General features: G+C 50.1%; 12 protein-coding genes. 1 reads left to right on the forward strand and 11 read right to left on the reverse strand.

The annotated features are described in order from the left end of the window. Positions 1-60: 60 nt before the first annotated feature. The 3 genes from WD823_RS00940 to WD823_RS00950 form a co-directional block, all read right to left on the reverse strand. Positions 61-1,278: a glycosyltransferase family 4 protein gene (locus tag WD823_RS00940; protein WP_368427597.1), complete on the reverse strand. Its 1,218-nt coding sequence runs from the start codon at positions 1,276-1,278 to the stop codon at positions 61-63. Continuing rightward, on the reverse strand, positions 1,262-2,572 hold the full coding sequence (locus tag WD823_RS00945; RefSeq protein ID WP_368427598.1) for a nucleotide sugar dehydrogenase: 1,311 nt from the start codon (positions 2,570-2,572) through the stop codon (positions 1,262-1,264). Before WD823_RS00945 ends, WD823_RS00940 begins: the two co-directional genes overlap by 17 nt. Before the next feature lie 203 nt (positions 2,573-2,775). After that, positions 2,776-4,779 (reverse strand): alginate lyase family protein, encoded by a 2,004-nt coding sequence (locus tag WD823_RS00950; protein ID WP_368427599.1) that lies wholly within the window; start codon positions 4,777-4,779, stop codon positions 2,776-2,778. Between the two features lie 1,542 nt (positions 4,780-6,321). Here WD823_RS00950 and WD823_RS00955 point away from each other — a divergent pair. Next, positions 6,322-8,010, forward strand: a complete 1,689-nt coding sequence (locus tag WD823_RS00955; RefSeq protein WP_368427600.1) for a hypothetical protein — start codon at positions 6,322-6,324, stop codon at positions 8,008-8,010. A gap of 692 nt (positions 8,011-8,702) precedes the next feature. Here WD823_RS00955 and WD823_RS00960 read toward each other — a convergent pair. The 8 genes from WD823_RS00960 to WD823_RS00995 all read right to left on the reverse strand — a co-directional run bounded on the left by WD823_RS00960 (position 8,703) and on the right by WD823_RS00995 (position 19,495). Next, positions 8,703-10,100: a phenylacetate--CoA ligase family protein gene (locus tag WD823_RS00960; protein WP_368427601.1), complete on the reverse strand. Its 1,398-nt coding sequence runs from the start codon at positions 10,098-10,100 to the stop codon at positions 8,703-8,705. After that, the gene (locus WD823_RS00965; RefSeq protein ID WP_368427602.1) at positions 10,093-11,196 is read right to left on the reverse strand and encodes a glycosyltransferase family 4 protein; all 1,104 of its coding nucleotides are present in this window, start codon (positions 11,194-11,196) and stop codon (positions 10,093-10,095) included. Before WD823_RS00965 ends, WD823_RS00960 begins: the two co-directional genes overlap by 8 nt. Before the next feature lie 35 nt (positions 11,197-11,231). Further along, complete coding sequence (asnB, locus tag WD823_RS00970; RefSeq protein WP_368427603.1) at positions 11,232-13,232, reverse strand: asparagine synthase (glutamine-hydrolyzing); 2,001 nt, start codon at positions 13,230-13,232, stop codon at positions 11,232-11,234. Between the two features lie 575 nt (positions 13,233-13,807). Continuing rightward, complete coding sequence (locus tag WD823_RS00975) at positions 13,808-15,085, reverse strand: O-antigen ligase family protein (RefSeq protein ID WP_368427604.1); 1,278 nt, start codon at positions 15,083-15,085, stop codon at positions 13,808-13,810. A 122-nt stretch (positions 15,086-15,207) separates the two neighbouring features. Continuing rightward, positions 15,208-16,071, reverse strand: coding sequence for a beta-1,6-N-acetylglucosaminyltransferase (locus tag WD823_RS00980; protein ID WP_368427605.1), 864 nt, complete (start codon positions 16,069-16,071; stop codon positions 15,208-15,210). Positions 16,072-16,443: 372 nt separating this feature from the next. Then, positions 16,444-17,646 (reverse strand): glycosyltransferase family 4 protein, encoded by a 1,203-nt coding sequence (locus WD823_RS00985; protein ID WP_368427606.1) that lies wholly within the window; start codon positions 17,644-17,646, stop codon positions 16,444-16,446. Positions 17,647-17,666: 20 nt separating this feature from the next. Then, the gene (locus WD823_RS00990) at positions 17,667-18,545 is read right to left on the reverse strand and encodes a glycosyltransferase family 2 protein (RefSeq protein ID WP_368427607.1); all 879 of its coding nucleotides are present in this window, start codon (positions 18,543-18,545) and stop codon (positions 17,667-17,669) included. Beyond that, positions 18,542-19,495: a glycosyltransferase family 2 protein gene (locus tag WD823_RS00995; RefSeq protein ID WP_368427608.1), complete on the reverse strand. Its 954-nt coding sequence runs from the start codon at positions 19,493-19,495 to the stop codon at positions 18,542-18,544. The genes WD823_RS00990 and WD823_RS00995 overlap by 4 nt, the downstream gene beginning before the upstream one ends. Positions 19,496-19,521: the final 26 nt, after the last annotated feature.

Consider the following 19,521-nt stretch of genomic DNA (forward strand, 5'->3'; position numbering starts at 1 on the left):
TTTTTATACCAGCAAGCAGAAGTTTGCTAAAAAATATCCTTTTCTATTAATTAAAAGGCCTTACTGATATTGCCCGCAGTTATGATCCGAGAGGGCTTGATAGGCCCTCAATAGTTTTGGTGCCTCGTGTTTCCACTCCAGCTCGTTCTCGATACGGCTTCGGCCAATGCGGCCCATCTTTTCCCTAAGCTCTGGATTATCTAGTAATTCTATGATTTTACGCGCCAGGTCACGTTCGTTGTTTTTCTCGGCATACAATGATGCTTCCCGGGCCGAGTGCCGTCCCTCGGTCAAATCGAACTGAACGACGGGTTTTCCCAAGGCCATGTACTCCATGATTTTATTCATGGTGGACTTGTCGTTCATCTCGTTGGCCACGTCCGGATTCACGCACACGTCCGCCGTGTTCAACATTTCAAGCATCTGTTGATCGGGTACACGCCCGGTAAATGTAATGTAATCGCTGACACCTAATGAGTTTGCATAGACTTTCATTTCCTCAAGTTCAGTGCCGCCACCCACCAACCCGAAGTGAATATCCGTCCGCTTCAATTCCCGGACGGTGTGTTGTGCTGCCCGAAGCAGGTAGTCAATACCCTCCTGTTTTCCCATGACCCCTACATAGCCCACAAGAAATTTTCGGCCCTGTTTGAGCCCCGGCACCGGCGGAATAATTTTCAAGCGACGCAAGTCAGGGCCGCTGCGCACGACGAATACTCGCTCCGGTGGCATGCCGCCGCGCTCGATGGCGATTCTCTTGTACGACTCGTTGGTGGCAATGGAAATATCCGCCGTTCTAAATGTCCAACGCTCGAAAGCGATTAATAATTTGTAAAACAGATCGCGCCGTCCGAATTTCGCCTCGTACAACTCCGGATTGATATCATGATGATCGAAAATGAATTTCTTGCCGAATAGCTTGAAAAAACCGCCAACCAGGAAGATAGTGTCGGGAGGATTGCAGGCGTGAATGACATCAAACCCGCGGCTAAGCAATACCCGCCATGCCAATAAGAACTCCCAGAACAACGCCCACGCGTATTCCATGGCGTAGCCCAGCGCGCCGGATGCCTCGATGGGCAGCGTGTGGCGGTAGATGTGAATCCCGTCGATTACTTCATGTCCCCGCTCATAGCCCTTGCCTTTCGGGCATATGATTGACACCCGATAACCGGCCTGCTGCAACGTTGTCGCTTCCTGCCAGACACGTCGATCGAACGGTACCGGAAGATTTTCGACGATAATCAGAACACGCTTCGGATTACCAGCAGATGCCATCGTAATTGCTATTGCTGACGCTGTCTGTCACGCGAACGAAATCGATCATGTTTTGTCCGTCACGCAGACGGCCGGGGACATCACGGAATTCCTTATCTCCATTGCCGATCACAATGGTTTCGGCAAACCCCAAAACATCGTCGATCGTCTCGACCATCAACCGCGAGATATGGGGAATACGATGCAGGATATATTCGCGGTTGGCGCCCACCAGGCCGGCGAGCTTGACGTTGCGGTCGTAGATCCGCAGCTCATGTCCCTTTCCGAGCAGCCGCTCAATCACTTCGACCATCGGACTCTCGCGCAGATCGTCGGTCCCGGCCTTGAAACTGAAACCCAGAATCCCAATGCGCTTGCTGCCCTTACCCAGGATCATGCGCAGCCCGCGCTCGATCTGTCGCTCGTTGCTCGGCAGAATGGCATTCAAGATGGGCAAGTCCAAATCCAGACTGCGCGCCTTGTATGTGAGTGCTCGCACGTCCTTGGGCAGGCATGATCCGCCGAAGGCGAAACCGGGCTTGAGGTAGTACGGCGAAAGGTTAAGTTTGGTGTCATGGCAAAAAATATCCATGACCTTATGACCATCTATTCCTAGCGACTTGCAAATATTACCGATTTCGTTGGCAAAACCCACTTTTAGCGCGTGCCACACATTGTCGGTGTACTTCACCATCTCGGCGGTCTCGATAGTGGTGCGAATCAGCGGCGCATCGAGATCCGCGTAAATCTGCGCCAAGGTATCGCCGCTCCGCGCATCGATCTCTCCGATAACGGTCTTGGGCGGATGGTAGAAATCGAATACCGCCGTTCCCTCGCGCAGGAATTCGGGATTGATGCAAACGCCGAAGTCCTTGCCTGCTGTCTTGCCGGAAAACCGCTCGAGCGTCGGGATCACCACTGCACGCATGGAGCCGGGCAACATGGTGCTGCGGACAACCACGATATGAAACGTCTTTTTGTTCCGGAGTTGCTCGCCGATTTGCTCGCACACGCGTCGCACATAACCGAGATCCAGGCCGCCGTTCGCCAGACTCGGCGTGCCGACACAGATGATCGAAAGATCCGAGTTGTTGAACGCGGCCGCAATATCCGTGGTCGCGCGGAGGCGTTTATCCTTGACGGCGTGCTCGATTATCCCGCCGATGTCGGTTTCGATGATGGGCGTCTGACCTCGATTGATCAGATCAACCTTCGCCTCGGAGGGGTCGACACCGGTTATTTCATGGCCATCCTGCGCCAGACACCCGGCCGATACCGCCCCCACGTAACCCAGACCGAAAATGCTGATTCTCATAGTGCTCTCTTTATAATTAATTGCAGACGAAGATTGCTTGATTTCTAAATTAATTCATTATTGTAATTGTGTGGATGTTTTCATTACCTTCCACTTACACTGGTCATTGCCGATAGGGACATTACGAATCTTAGCTAGAAACTAGCTCAAAAACTCCCTCTTCTCACTATGGCTGAGCGGAGCACGTAATCCATCCACGTGGTTCAATCGAGAATTTCGATCCTGGATTGAAGCTGCGTGTCTCCGAAAATCCTGGAACGCCAAACCACCGTCGTGGTCGCGGACTTCACGTCGAACCGACGCGACACCCATCCTCCAATCAGGTCTTCCTCGCCTCGCCGCAGTTCTACCTTGGCATCACGACCATCGGAAATCAGGCGTATTTTGTGCTTCCCATTCACGGCCAGAACCGACCCATCCCGCTCCAGCGAGACTTCGCATGTTTCGGCAACGTTCCAGTGTGTTTCTGCCACGTGCTCATCGCGGCACAACAGATTATCCTCGATCTCTATAACACGCGCCCTTTTGTCGAACACGATCGAGCGCCGGTGCGTAACGGGGTCGGACAGACGCTGATATCCAGTGTGCTCCCCGACAAAACGGTCTTGATTTTCGCCGGGTTCCCAGGCTTCGCATTTTGCTTGAGCATGGTGCGCCCACATGAAATTTCCGCCAATTACCGATTGATCCTGCCCGTCTACCACCACGGTGTTATGCGCGGAAGTTCCACGGAAGTAATCACGCCAGGCCTTGCTCGTATGATAGGCATAGGTTCCCGGATCGATCAGGAATTCGCGTCCCCCGACCGACAGCGTGAGTGACAGCGCATCTGCGTGTCCGTGAGCAGCCAGACTCAGGTAACCCAGCGGCCCCGCGTCCACAATAAGCTTGATTTCACGCTCCGTTTCGAAATCAGCACCTAGAATATAGTAGCCGCCCTCCGGAAATGCCCGTCGAATTGGAAGCGAATTCGGATCCGGCCGTAGTGCATTAAAATCCGGCTCTGCCCGATCCCCCAGCAGCCAACGCGTTTTGTCATCTAACGCCGCGGATTTTGCCTTGAAATCGCCGCGACCGAAAAGTACCGCGCCGGTGGCCAAGAGCGAGCGGTAGGGACAGAAGCCCGGCTCCTGTGAGAGATGTGTCACGTAGCCATCATCGGCATCGCCGATCATCGGAACATGCCCGCCGGCATCCATGATCGATGCTAGAAACTCGAGCATCGCTTCGATGCGCTTCCAGTACGTATTCGGGAATTTACAATTATTCGCTTGTCCCGCCAGTGCGGCGATTATCAAGAAATCCAGGACAAACTGCTGATATGAAATTGCCTGCTCCCGATTGACGCCATCCGGCGTGTTCTGCAAAAGCACCTCGCGCTCGAGTATGGCCTGTGCTTCCGAGCCCCAGTCTTGCGTATCGTTCCAATAAGGCCAGGTAATCGAGCCAATAAATACTCCAGCGGCTTCACCGATCAAGTGATTATTGGCGGATGAGAAACGCGAGTAGTACCTGCGAATAAAATGCATGTGTTGGTAAATCGTTGCAAGCCAGCGTTCCCGGAATTTCTTTCCTGCATCTCCCGAGAACATCAGCGAGTCAATCCCGCCGATCAGCTGCCAAGCGATACTCCAATTGATCAACCGGATGGCGAGCTCCAGCGAGCTGGTCCAGTTCGGACCCCTCAGATAGGGACATTGGTCAAACCAGGACGCAAGGTGACTCTGCAAGCCGTCCAAGTAACGCTGATCCTTACTAAGGCGATAAGCTTGCGCCAATGTCACCAGATGGAGATGGCGATTTAATTCCCAAAGATATTTGATATCGCCAACAAGCGATTCGTTGCGATAATCCAGCGATTTGGAAAAGACCAGTGGCGCGACGGTTCCTGTTTTAGGATCCTGGTTCCACTGAGGAAAATGCCCAAAAACGTGTTTCAAAGCGAAAATTCGTAACTTTCCCTGGAGGATTTTATCCGCGGCATCGATGTACGGTTGAGTCTGGCTCCCATGTCCAGAACCGATAAAGTCGACTACGGATTTCGATAAAATCTGTTGAGGCACCGTGCCCGCCGTACCGATCCCCATTTTTTGCAACAGCGACGCGCACTTCACCCGGATACGATACCCTATCTCCGAGGGAGACATGCGCCTCAGGCGGGTCCAATACCAGACCATGGTTGAACGGGAATCTAATTTTGAAGTCATCACGCTTATTTTTTTACTCAGCCTGCGCAACATCATTTAATTGTTTTTTTAGATGAGCTTCCATGCTCCTTGAGTATTTGTAAATTACCCATATCGATTTCCCACCTTCATGTAGGAAAATACTGGAGATAACCTACTTAAACCATCAGGATTAGGAAGAAAATTGAGGTCGGTAAATTTGTTCTGGTTCCAATCTTTTCACGAAGTGTTAATTACATTTTATATTTGACTTCCTGCTTTACGATTGGGCTTTGCGATTGGATAGTATGCATGCCGCCTGAACTGGTATCTTAAAGACAGTCGCGGTCTTTTTTCAGCTGTGAGTTTCTTTTTTCGCCGCAAAGATTATTACCTGGCAAATTATTTCAGAGGTTAATGTAACGAGTTTCTCCCGGTACTGCGGGGGAAGAGGGATATTCCTGCCCACTGCATTTCCTCAGTCCAGATTTCCAACTAACCATACCACCTTGTCACCCCGTTGATACTTGGCTTAAGAAGACTTTAACCGCTAATCCGTTGATTCACCGCTTGTATCGTAAATAATTTGGCATTTGCCCCCTGGTTACGATACTTACGCTACGCACCACATTGATGATCGCTGACTGAGTTCTTATCTTGATAAGGGATCAAGTTTGATGGCTGAAACGCCAGCCCTATCGGCTTACAGATAAAGAGTTGATTCCTGTAGTTAGATGACTTGATAAAGAACTTAAATTAAATAAGTTGGATAAGGAGTTGTTTTTTGACCACCTGCTTTGCATGAAAACACTTTGGTCGTTCACTCAACATTGGTACATGGCTGCGGCATGCAAAAAGCAAAATAGGATGTTACCAAGACAAGGGAATGTCACGTGTCATCGCTTACAAAAGTATTAGATCTCACAAGCAAAATAGCCGTTACCTGCATTAGTGCATTACTGATAGCATGTGAACCGCTCATTTTTGGCGGAATTTCCGGTCTGGGCGGGTCTTCTTCTGTCACCTTCGCTCAATGCTCAAGCGGCGGCCCGGCAGATCTATCTGGTGCGTGCCGCAACTCCTCGCCAACCCCAGGGGCTCTTGAAGCCATCGGACCGGCGATATCAGCAGTTGCGTTGAATTTAACAACCTCTACCCAGTCGGTACTGACTGGATCAACACTAAATATTTCCTGGTTGCCTTATCCAGGGACCGCATCGGGTTACTTTATTTATTACGGACCAACGTCCGATACGGCCAGTACGCTTGCTTCTGACCTATCGTATAATACATCGAATTTTGATGCTTCCGCCCCCTCGGTCAGTTACCAACCGTTATTAGACCTGGGATTAAGCATGGGCGACACTGTGTGCTTCCTGATCCTAGCCTATGATACAGCGCGCGTGCCATACTCTTGGTCCGAAGTACAATGCACCGTCGTATAATCATGCACATCTAGAACAGCCCAGCAATGTGTAACCCTTTAATGTGCGTCATCGTTCCGTTCCCAACTTGTTCCATCACGTTGCTTAGCAGTCCTTATGGTTTGCTGAGCTTTTCATGGAATCGCTCGAGGAAGCTGTTATGACAAAATATTTTGTCGCTCTACTGGTAATGTTTTTTGTGGCATGGCCTACTTTCGCCGCTGACCCCAACGGCTATAACGCTCTTTACGAGTGTCGGGCTGGTGGGCCTCAGTGTAACGTGGATGTCGTAGGTTATGTTACAGCGTCTTGTGCCCAGACTATCACCACAGCAGACAGTGCCGGTACGATAAATACCAAACTGAACACCGGTAGTTCACCTATTTGTATCGAAAACGGTGACTACACGGGGAAAGGAATCTTTACGCTTACCACTTCAGGTACTTCGGGGGCGAGTCGTGTATTACGTTATACAAGGTCGAGTGACAACGACGACGATCCATGGAACCAGTCTAGTGCCAATCAGGCCAAGCTCAAGAGCCTTGACATTAACGCAAGTTATTGGATTATTCACCGCCTGACGTTCCCAAGTATAGACGTGGCCTTTAATGGCATAGCGCGTGTCGATATAGGTGATTTTGGGTTCGCCAATAATATTATCAGTCGTGTACTCATAGAGGGACATACTAACGGATTTTCAAACCTCTCCGATGGAATGTCTATAGGGGGAGATAATACAACGGTTCAGAACAGTGTGGTTAGAAACTCGTGGAATTTTGTCGGCGCCGAACCAATGGGCATATCTTGCGGGAATGGAACCGATGTTCATATAGTGAATAATGAAATTTATGACTGGTCGGCCCACCCAATTCAGTGCGGTCAAAACAACGCGCCCACGATGGGCGGGTTGGTTGTCGAGAATAATGATGTTTATCTGACTCCCGCTTGGTATACCGGAGATGGTCGCACAAGAGCAAAATCTAATCTTGCAATTAAATCACGGGGAACATCTACAAATCCAATCAGGATCATTCATAACCGGGTGTGGGGCAGTCGCGTTTTCGATGCGAGCCTGTCCGGTATCGTGGCAGGAGCGGGCGCTTCGTTTATCATTAACGGCCCGATACCTGGAGGGCTGAGTTACATCCTGGTACAGAACAACATTATATTCGATGCCCAAGAGGGTATAGAAGTTGTTAATGGCGATGATACCAACATCTCCTTCATAGGAAACCTCCTCTATCAGATTAAAAAATATTACGCGGGGCAATTCTGGTCGCATGCGTTTGCCCCGGAAAGTGCTACAGCCTCGGAAATCTATCTCAATTCGATCATTGAGGCGGAAGTTTTTACCATATCGGGTATTAGTGGAAATATGGACATACGCTGCAACGCAATCATTCAATCAGGCGCACCGGAAACAGGACCTGGAGGCTCTGGGAATATTGCCGACTTCAACGTGTTTTACGGGTCAACACTGTTTACTTATGGTGGAACAGATACAAATATTAACAAGACAGTGACGATTCATTCCAAATCAAAAGCTTACAGCATCGGGGACTTGATGGTCCCGGCATCATTAAACAATTATATGTATCGTGCCGTCGCTGCAGGAATCACATCCAATTCCTCTACCACTCCTTGCACCGTACTTGGTTGCACATTTACAGACGGAAGCGTTACATGGCAGGCGATCCGGGGACCGTACACATTTTACCGAAAACTACTCACATCACCGGAATCCTACACGATTCCCTATGCGCGCGCCCACGCCAGCACCCCAGAGATCAACGCCTGTCCGTCCAATTACGCAGCGAGGAGTGGGATAGGAATCAATAACTCGAACTGATCCAGACTTTACTATCGGGACGAATGTAGTTGGGTTAAAAAACGGAGGTGAAACCTATAGCGCTCCGCCCTCTGAACTTGTTTCTTCTCCAACTGTTCCAAATCTAGTTTGCAATAAGCCCACTCGGGGCAGTTACAGTCAGTAATTGGCCAACTCAATTTCCTTCCCCGTTCGTAACGGCACCGTTACGGCCAGTGTCGTTAGGGTCGTTTCGAACAGACTTTCAGCTGAATTCGACAGTGTTCCCAGAGCCTCCAGGTCCTGTTTCCGGTGTGCCTGATTGTATAATTGCATTGCAGCGTACGGACCAGTATGCCACCCGATTTGAGTGCCGGCTCCTCAACATCTTCGGCCCGAATTTGACCCGTCTTGTAGTTTTGCGAAACCTGCTTCATTACTCTCTTCCGAACTTTCAGCGTTACAATTCCGCTATTTGCGACTTCGCGTTGGAGTGCAGCCTCACCGACACTAGCACTTGTCCCGTATCAAACACTGCCGAAATACATCCAAAACCAGAGCTCGGTCATTAAAATAGTCCATATGACCAAGAAGTTGGCATTAAGCACTTTACGGTCACATTCGATCAAGTGGCTTGCTGACCCAGGATCGTACAAGGCCCACATCCTGTCCTTCTCCCGGAGGTGTAAGGGGCACAGTAACTGAACGATAGTGCGTACTATTTGCCATTCTCCTCAGTATGAATCTGATGCGTTCGTACTGACAGAGTTCAATGTACATACAACAGCACGGAACTTCCCATTGGGCCCACGTTGAATACTTTCTACTGACCGAACGCTAATCCTTGTATCGGCCCCTAGACGCTCTCTTGTGTTATGAATGATCCTGTCCTGATCCGGCTTACCAAACTTTTCGGCCGGTACCACCAGTATCGTAACCTCGCCAACTCTGTCTTGCCTAATCTGCGCCTCCACAACATTCCAAACGTCCTTAAAAATGTGATCCAATCTCCCGACTTGCCGGCCGTCTGGAGTAATCACATAATCATCTAGTCGCCCCTCGACTCGCTCCACAATCGGCATATTACGTCCACATGTGCAACGTTCCGACCGGTTCTTCAAAACGATTCTGTCGCCAATTCTGTATCGAATAAGTGGCGTCACGCTATTGTAGAAGCCCGTGCCCACCAATTCGCATGAACCGTCGTCGCAATCAAGGTATTCCCCGAACCCATAGTCCAATTCCATATGGCGCGTCCCTGCTTCGCATGTTCCTATCAATACTATCTTCTCGGTACTTCCATACTGATCGAAGACGCGGCATCTGAATTTGGACTCAACTATTGTTCTCTGTTCGGTGGTCAATGTCTCGGACGACGTCACAATCCCCTTAAGACTACGACCCTCGTAGCATCGCGACAACATCTCCATCGCCCTTGCCAGGAAGCTGATGGAGGATGGGTACGCCTGGATTACCACGGGATCGAAACTTTCAAGTGCCCGGATGTATCCTTCGGCATTCGCCTCAGACAAGTGGTAGGACGACAGCATCAACATGTTCGCCGGTCGATTCATGCGCCAGAACGGTGGTTCTGTTTTCTGCACCGGCGCGATCATGTCACCGCGAAACCACGCACGCCGTTGCCCGCGCTGTAGTCCCGCCCATAGAAGGTGCCGCCAAACAAAAGCGTGCTCCCGAATGATCGCTTCCTGATCTTGATAAAGCGTAAGCGGTGTTCCCGTGGTACCGCTCGTGCTTACTCGAAATCGCGGACGGCCTATACTAACCGCGACAAATGCGCTTGGATTTGCCACGATATCTTGCTTTGTAAGCACCGGCAGCAACCGTAAGTCTTCTGCACCGCGGAAATCGCGAGGATCCCACCCTTCGCGGCGAAATAACTCCCGGTAATACCTAACATGCCGCACCGCATATCGGACGATCGCTATAAGTCGCTTGTCCTGGAGAGACTTCAGCGCTTGCTCGTCAAGCCACTGTGTACTTTGAATTTCGGCGAGCACACAATCAAACCTGCGATTTTCCCGAAGAGCGCGCTGTATCCGTTCCCGCATCGCAATCATGGCTTGTTGCGCCCACAGTGGGCTGTGGACATAGAAAGCACTGCTAAACACGCTTGGCCTCGATCGTCTTCACAATCGCCACGGCGATTCTGTTGCAAATGGCATCCGGTTGATAACGATCTACGTCACGCCGCAACTCACAGCCTAGTCTTTTCCGAAGTTCCGCATCCTTCACTACCCGCTCGATTGCCTCTGCAAGGCCCTTGGCATCTCCTGGTTGGACAATCAGCGCGTTCCGTTCATGCTCCAGTACATCTGTTACCGCTCCAACCGGTGTTGCAACAACTGGAAGGCCAAACATCCCTGCCTCAAGCATTACGATGGGTAGACCCTCAGAATGGCTCGGTAAGACTAAATAGTCATTATCGCGGAATTCTCTATACAATGTTTCGCCTTCTAAGGGGCCAGTAAATCGCACGATATCCTGAAGGCCAAGTTTCTTCCAACATGTCATCACAGTATCCCACTCTCCCTTGAACTCAGGTGGACCTACGATCGTCATAAGCGCCTTCTTACCAGCGACCTTAAGGCACTGTAAGGCCTCAAGGAGTTCGAACACACCCTTGCGGGCACCTACTTGACCAACGAATAATCCCTTACCGAAACTATTCTCGTATCGACGGACAAACGTCTTCCCTTCCTCGTAGCATTTCCATGAGACTGTCGGCGATACGATAAATACGTTACCACGATACCCGTAGCTTTCTATGAGCCGTTTCCACGGTGTACCCAGCATCAATAGGGTGTCGTACTGGCTGATACAGACGCGTACCAGTTTTCCTGTGAGGCCTTTTCGCGCAAGAATCCTATCGAACCATGCCCCATGCACGTGTCCGACGATCTTTGCGCCAACGCGTCGACCTATCAGCGCCAACACCGCGTCGCGCCAAAAACCGGACCATGTTGCGGTAACTGGCATGTAGACCGCGTCTGGCTTGAAACTCGTTGCATTACTTAGCATGCGACGAAAATGTATCATCGCCCACCACATGTTGCCGAGGTCAAATTTTCCTTGTGTCTGCTTCGAGCGGCCTTTGGTTGTATCACAGTGGCGCACCTCGAACTCACGGAACGCATGAGACTCAAGCAGCGCCTTCGTGACGGTCTCTACACCTCCAACCGGCGGGGGAAGGGGGCCAACGATCATTATCCGTTGCCTAACGTTTCCTTCAGTCTTAGTAGTCATATCGATAATGCCTGCCGTGAATTTCGAACGATAGAAAACCAGTCGTTCCTAACCCGGTCAACCGCGTCCTCGCTGCCATCATCGTCGACAAACAGCCTGTGCCATATTTCAAGGGCTAGCAGAACCCATATCCCCTGTTCTCGGTCAACCTTAGTTTGCAGATGACCCTCTACCAAATCGATAAGAACAGAAGGTTCCCAGTAGCCACGCGCCAAACATCTTTCACTGAGCAAGACGTTACGTACAGAATCTCTCATGGGCCCTACAAACCAGCTCGATAATGGCACCGTAAAACCAACCTTGCGCCGATAGATAACTGACTTTGGAACGTATTGCTCGGCAAGGCGCTTTAGAATGATCTTGGTGCGAAGCCCATTCACCTTGTACTTTCTCGGCAACCTTGCTGCGAACTCCACAACATGATGATCAAGAAAAGGGACGCGCGCCTCGACACTCGCACCCATACTCATGCGATCGCCTTTCACAAGGAGATCGTCAACCAGCCTGGTGTGTATGTCGCAGTATAGAAACTGCTCGACATCGTCATTGCTATCACATTGTCCCAATACTTCGGCGAAAACAGTCTTCAGGAAGCAGTCTGCAACTTGGTCACGCAGTTCCTTGTTAAGTAAGGACCGTTGTATCGCTGTATCCAGCGCGCCGTACCATGAAGCATACCTCTCGCCTCGTTCTTCCAATGCTAGAATCTCGACAATACTGCGAAGTCTCCGCGCCCGGAACGGCAGCGCGGAACCTGCGCCTTTGAGTAATGTCGTTCTCGCCTTGTTCGGAAGTAACCGCAGATACCTTGAGAATTGTTCAAACACATATTTCCGATATCCGCCAAATTGCTCGTCGGCTCCTTCGCCGGTTAACATTACACTCACATCTTGTTTAGCCTTCATGCACATAAAATATGTCGGCACCGCTGATGGTTCTCCGACGGGTTCGTCATATATCCAACTGAGCAAGGGGAGTTCATCGAAAAACTCCCGAAAACCAACATGTATTTCGCGGTGATTCGTACCATACCTCGAGGCAACAATTTGCGCATATGGAAGCTCGCTATAGCCCTCCACGTCGAAACCGACGGAGTAAGTCTTTATGGGATCCTTCTCCCCATTGCGTCTGCGCACCTTGTCCATCAGTGCGACAACTACACTGCTATCAACGCCACCCGATAACTGAGCCCCCACCGGCACATCAGACATTAGCTGCATCTCAACGGTTTCCGTTAGCAACGAGTCAAGCTGTTCGACAGAATCCTCAAACGATGCCTCGCTACGATTTTCGCCGTAGCGAACGTCCCAGTATTGCTTCGGTACCGGTGCACCAGACTGTCCCCGAGCAACAGTCATAAACGTACCTTCCGGCAGCCGGTGAACACTATCAAACATGGTATGCGGACGTGATACGTACCGCGTAACCAGAAACTGCGCCACCCCTGCGCCACTTACGCGACGCTCAGACAAAAGTGGATGAGCGAGCAGAGCTTTGATTTCACTGGCAAAAAGGAAAGTGTTTCCATCGTTCCACCAATACAACGGCTTTACCCCAAGCTGATCGCGCGCGAGGAAAAGTAGCCCCTGCTTCGTATCGTAGATGGCGAACGCAAAAATTCCTCTGAGCCGATTGACGAGTCCCTGACAGCCCCACTCCTCAAACCCATGCACAAGAACTTCTGTGTCGCTGGCGGTACGGAATACGTGACCACTCTGAGTCAGCTCTGTCCGAAGGAGCTTATAGTTATAGATCTCTCCATTAAATACGGTCCAGACAGTCCCATCCTCGTTTGACATCGGCTGATCGCCAGACGACAGATCGATAATTGCCAAGCGCTTGTGACCCAACCAACACAACTTGTCGTTTGAGTACCACTGGCCTTCCCCATCAGGACCTCGCCGCCAAAGGGTTTTTACCATTCGACTCCCAGTAGCTGGCTCCAACGGTCGCGCATGCTCGGGCCGAATCCGGAAAATTCCAACGATGCCGCACATATTTTTACTTTCCTATTGACGGTTTCTTAGAAGAGACAGATCAACACTGTAGCCGCTCTCCACAAACATATATGTCTGTGTCAAAAGGACACATTATAACTACCTTTGCCGCGTTGCCCGTCGATTTCAAATGGTCAAGTGCGCCAACCAGATCGAAAACAGCTTTTAGCTCACCGACGGAAACAAACAAGCCCATCGGTTCATTAGTATCATACGAACGTATGCGTGCCCAACATTGAACAATCCACAATCGAGCGTCGGCGAAACGACGAATACGCGCGCGATAGCCATTATCGCCCGGAACACGGACTTTCATTTCGGTAAATACCACTGGGGGTGTTGATCGCTGATGAAAAATGCTACTAGTACAACCAACACAACAAGTGACATGCTTGCATTATTAGAATACGTTATCAGTTGACAGTTAGAGGATGAAATTAGGAAACATCGACGATTCTCAAAAAAAGCGCCGGATTTATCGCCTTCGGAACGGACAACTTCTAGGGTGGCCAGAACAGTACTTACAGCTTGTCACATACATCTGTTCCCCAAAGCCTACTGAACTGAGGCTGGCCTTAGCCAGTACCTCGCCCATATCTATCCAGTGCGTTGCTCTTTCCTTGATCCGTTGTTATCGCTGTATGCACTGCCTTAGGATTCAAAGTTTGTCGTATCTCAATGTATCCGAGCATCATATAATACAATTGCCCAACTTGAATCCTCCATACATAGCTATTGCTGACAAACATCATAAAATTTACCGCTATAAAGAGCGCAATAAACGCGTATTTCTCCCTTCCTTTCATTCTTAGAATCTTTTTGAAAATCAAAATTTGTAAGGTTGCAAATAGCAATAAGCCAATAAGTCCTGTTTGCGTAAGCAATTCCAGCCAATCGTTATGACCATAAACCTGGCCTTCGGCCTCACCGATTCCAGATCTGTTACCGATTCCCGCACCCGCAAGCTTTGCATCGATCGGCCGCTCGGCGAATACCCTGATGTCATTCAACCAGAGATTGGGCCGACCCGACCCTATATTTATTACGCCTACTTCTACGCCACGTCCTTCTGCACCCAATTCAGGATTGAAGGCCACGAGCCAGTAGGAAGATGTCGCGATCGCCGCCAAGACGAAAGTAGTTGCTCCAATTAGGAATACCTTCTTATTCACTGCAAGCGAAAAAATACATAAGAAAATCAACAAGCCTAGCACTGCCGTGCGAACCTGACTCATATAAAGACCATAGAGTGCCGCAATACCAAGCAATGCAAAAAGAGTATTCGCGAGATGAGTGGATATCGTATGTTGTTCGGTCTCACCCGTTTTTCGTAGAGTAAAGAACAGCACAAGGGTGATAAAAAATAGTGTCATACTGTGGCCAAAACTATGCGCACCGGTGTACACACCTTTCCAGCGCGGTACTTGGGTCCAATAATTCACTATATCAAGCGCCGTTGAACTACTTACCGCTATCAGCAAGGCACTCACAAGCGTCGGAACGGCAAAGCCAATAATTATCCAGAAGAGCAGGCTTCTATACGCTTGCTGATCCGGAATTATATTCTTGACCAGCGTATAGCTAAGCACCGGCACTAACAGCTTTACTACTTCGGCGATCTTTGTACCCTCGTAATAGATTCCAGAAATAGCGATACACCATACTGCGAACGCCACTATCACTCCATCAACCGCACTCAATCTAAGCGACTTGTTCAGCGCGGCTTTCATGAGCACAGCCGCAAAGAGCAGAGCGAACAGTCCGACACCCAATATGGAGAACAATGTCTCGGCATATTCCATCGATGCCAATGGTCTTAACAGTGCGACCAGTTTTAGTAGGAAAAGCTCCATTTACGACGTCACTCCAGTTACGAAATAACCATATCGTAGACGGATACCGACTTCATGTCCGTAACGACAGTCATCCAGGATAAAGAGAACGGCGGATCCAGAGCTATCTATTTGTGAAATCATCAAATATCCATGGCAATGTAACTTCTAATTCTCGATATGATGTCTGGGGAGTTGGTGCTATCGAATTTCCTGGCGTAAAGGCTGTCAGACGCGACCAAGCGATCAAAGTCCCCGCCAGTCAGTACTCGTGGGGACGATGCACCGGTTTCCCAATCGGTAAATCGCAACGCATCATTTAAAACATGATCGCGAAATGGTGAGTTCAGAATCAACATCTGAAAGAATAACTCGTCCGGGACAAGTGTGCGCGCGAAAAATCTGCAATACTCAGGGTGCGCCCGCAAATAATTAAGTACATATTTTGCGCAGCGGGATGATATCGCGAACCAACTTGGGCCGCCGTAGGGCGCAATCCCCGGCAGAAACTTTCTTTTTAAACTAGGTGCGTGCCTGTACACCGATGTGGTTAGCCTGGAATAGGCGCTCCATCCCCATCTTTGTAACCTTTTTGAGCCAAACATTTCCAGCAGATGACTGACACCGTCGACCCTCCAATAGTATTCGATGCGCTCCATTATTTCAGGGCCCCAGCCCCACTCCTTAGGCGGTAACGGGGTATAGGAAATGAATTCTTTTCCTTCGTGCGCCTCAAAGAACGACTCTATGTGTCTGTTACTCTTGATTGGAAAGTCCTGGCCGCTCAGTAACACCGCGTACTGAAATTCACCTTCGTCTACCGCCTTTCGAAGCAGCCGTAATGTTGCCTCCACGATAGAAAACCCTCCCCAGTACACCCTTACCCGGTCCTTGAGGAATGACACATTCTTCCGATCCATTATCGGCTTTAGAGCTGGACTATCGAGGATAGTCAGCGCTTCTTTGATCGACGTGGATGTAGAATTTCGATTTTTCCGGGTGGTCAAGTGCGGTCACTAATTCCACCACTTGAGATGGATGTATATGTGCAAGAATTAGGTAAGCGATCCGCATTTTCTGCGCCGTCTGTCCGTAAAGTTCTGCTCTTTCTTCGATGGATAAGGAGGTGGGAATCTATGAATAGACCTTGCCTTAAGGGTCTGGTGGCGGGGGAATCGCCTTTCGACTCGCCGACGCGATCGACAGGACAATGTGGTCCCGCTACAGTGATTTGGCTTCGGCGCAATACCCTCGTATGCATCTCCAGCCAATCATTGCGCCCGTAAATAGGTTGACAAGTAATAATTCCATCGACTGTTATCGTCAGAAATAACCGGAGAACCGGCACTTCGACATCACCTGTTCATACATCACTTCAGTTAACCCTTCGATAACACGCGTCGCGTGACGATGTCACCGAGCGTCGCATGTATCCTATCAATCCAAAGCTCACGACTGTGCCTCTCACGAACCGCGCGGCACGCATTCTGGCCCATAACAAACCGCAACGCCGGATTGTCAATCAATTCCAGTATGCTATCGGTAAACGAGTCGAGGTCACCCTCTGGCACGACAAAACCGGTCTCACCGTTCCTAATCAACTCGGGGGGCGCGCCTGTATCAAAAGCGATCATCGCGCGGCCGTATCGCATAGCCTCAAGCACGGTGTAACCGAAGCCCTCGCTATGAGAAGTCAAAATACAGATATCCGCAACGGAATAATAATCGTCAACATTCCGCACGTAGCCGGGCGCTAAAATATGGTCGCTGAGACCACACTCCTGCACTTTCGCGAGGAACGATTTGCGCGTTACGCCATCCCCGAGAAAGTAAAACATCACGCCCCTTCGCTTCCTAAGAATTTCTTCGCATAGCTTGAGTGCTATCTCGTGGCGCTTCTGAGGGGTGAAAGCTGCGACCATTAACACAATCTTCACATTGACATCGATTCCTAGCTGCTTACGAAGCGCGTGCAACTCAGCTTCGTTTAGTTTTCGCGAGATCTCCGGCCTGATACCGTTCAGTATGGTGTGGACGTGATATTGACGTGGCAACGTGCGACAAATGAATTCAGAGACGCAGATAAACTCGTCTACAAAAAAGCGATAGAAGAGCCGCTTCAACGGCCCGAATCGCATACCCAGCGAATACCAATGCTCGTTCCAAACGGTTGCCTTTCCGAAGAGCTTACCGATGAATGCCGCCCAGAACCGCTCATATCCAAAATGAGTGTACACAGCATCAATTCGATACTCGCGAAAGATCCTGCGAAACAACAAAATATTTTCGATTACGTTGAATTTAGATATTGTACCAACAATGTATGAAACCTTGTTGCTTCTGAGGTGCTGGACATAAACAGGCTCCTTGAGTGTTGCACGGCTTTCTGGCTTCGCAAAGTTATCGTAGTTTGACGAAATGTCGGGCACTAGCCATAGAAACTCCATGTTTTTGTTTTCAGCGGCGCACAACTCTACGAACGACTGCTCGATCTCGGAGTAGGTGTCGGCCACGAATCCCGGGACGAACAGGATGCGCGGTTTTTCTTCCGCGAGACGCGCCGTAACCCAGTTGGACCGCATTTTTCCGATACCGAAGAAAGTTACTTAGAACGGGCGTTGTTTGAAATGCCTGACCAAACGAGTAATCGTGCGCGCCGCAATACCTTATCCAGGAGATTAGCTGCGACTGGCAGGACACCGCATTGCTTGACGGCGTAAGCGATGGACTTCAGCTTGTTCTGCCGGCTACCGATGTAACCCAAGAAAGTGTCAGCCAGGTGAAACTTGAACCACCACACTCCAAAAAATTCGCGATGCTTGCGCAAGATGGCCGTGCGTTTGTCGAGCTCAGTGCCGCTAAGAAACTTCGCCTCGTTGGTCATGCGGTCATGACCACCTTCGTTATATATAAGCAGCGGCTCGGCAACCCATCCTATTGAGTAGCCCTGAGCGATACGTATGAAGGCGTCCCAGTCCTCACCCTGTCTGAGACTCTCGTCGAACATTACATTGCGAAGGGCCGGCGTTCTCATCATAAGGCCCGAGGGGGCGAAGCTCCCTCTCTTCAAGTCTTTCAGCGTAATTGTGGGATCCCGGTGAACCCTGAGCGCCTTCCCATTGACGTCGGCGATACAAGCCACGGCATCATAGCCTTTGATCGCCTCCAGTTGCCGTTCGAGTTTATTCGTACGCCACTCGTCATCGTCATCCAAGAACGCTATGTATTCACCGGCCGCTGCACGTATGCCGGTATTTCTGACTGCGGGTAGTCCCTTGTTAACATCGTGACGAATGTACCTTATTCGAGGATCAGGAATCGCGCGAACCACTTCCCCGGTGTTATCGTCCGAACAATCGTCGATGACCAGTATCTCAATGTTACGGTGCGTCTGCTGGCGAACACTCTCAATCGCGCGTTGAACAAGACCAGGCCGTTTGAAAGTCGGAATTATTACCGTAACCAGTGGATTTTCGGTCACGGCTGACTTCCCCTCCGTTTCGTTTCTGTCGAGGCGGATTTTGAAAAAGAGTCGCGTAGCTTAATTGCCACCCGTTCTACCAACAAACACGCAACGTTCATGGCGCCGTAGCGACGTGCCGTAAATGCAAGCAATGCAACCTTGTCCCGTCGGTGCTTGATGCCATAGAGTAACGACCTGCACATATGGCGCTTGAACAATCTCCTACCGAAGAACTGCCTGTGCTTGTACACCATACAAAACTGCTGCTCTAACTCTGAAGCCGATATGTCGAGAATGCTGTTGGTAATACGGCGATGGGTTCCTGCATTATATCGTACAAGCGCTTTGTTCAGATATACGATCTTATGTTTCAGCGCAATACGAATGAAAAAATCCCAGTCCTGGTAACGTGGCAGGCTCTCATCGAACATTGTTTCTTTCAAAACATTGACCTTAGTCATCAGCACTCCTGTTCCACCACCAGTAAACTTACCTCGCCGAAGATCCTCAGGGTCCACTGTCTCTTTCGATTGGCCTTCGTGCAAGCCACTGCCCGGTTCCGTCGATGCGCACAATACCACGTCGCAATTTTGGAGGACCTTTATCTGCTCCTCGGTTTTCTCCGGCTCCCACTCGTCATCGTCGTCGAGAAAGGCAACGTATTCGCCAGTTGCCGCACGGATTCCGCTGTTTCGAGCCGCCGAACCACCCTTATTCGTCTGATGGTGGATATACCTAATTCGCGAGTCTTTGAATTGCTCCACAACCTCTTGCGTGTTATCTCGCGATGCATCATCCACCACAATGACCTCGAGTCTGGAATAGGTTTGAGCCAACACGCTGCTAATAGCGCGCTTCAATAGCTGCGCACGCTCATGAGTGGGGATAACAACGCTGACCAGGGGTACAACCTTCGTTACCGTCGTTTCCCTACTGCCGGATGGTGTATGTCCGCCAATTTCTACCAATGAAAATTCAACTCCCAAAGCACGAA

The organism is Sulfuricaulis sp., assembly GCF_040901545.1.
Lineage (GTDB): Bacteria > Pseudomonadota > Gammaproteobacteria > Acidiferrobacterales > Sulfurifustaceae > Sulfuricaulis.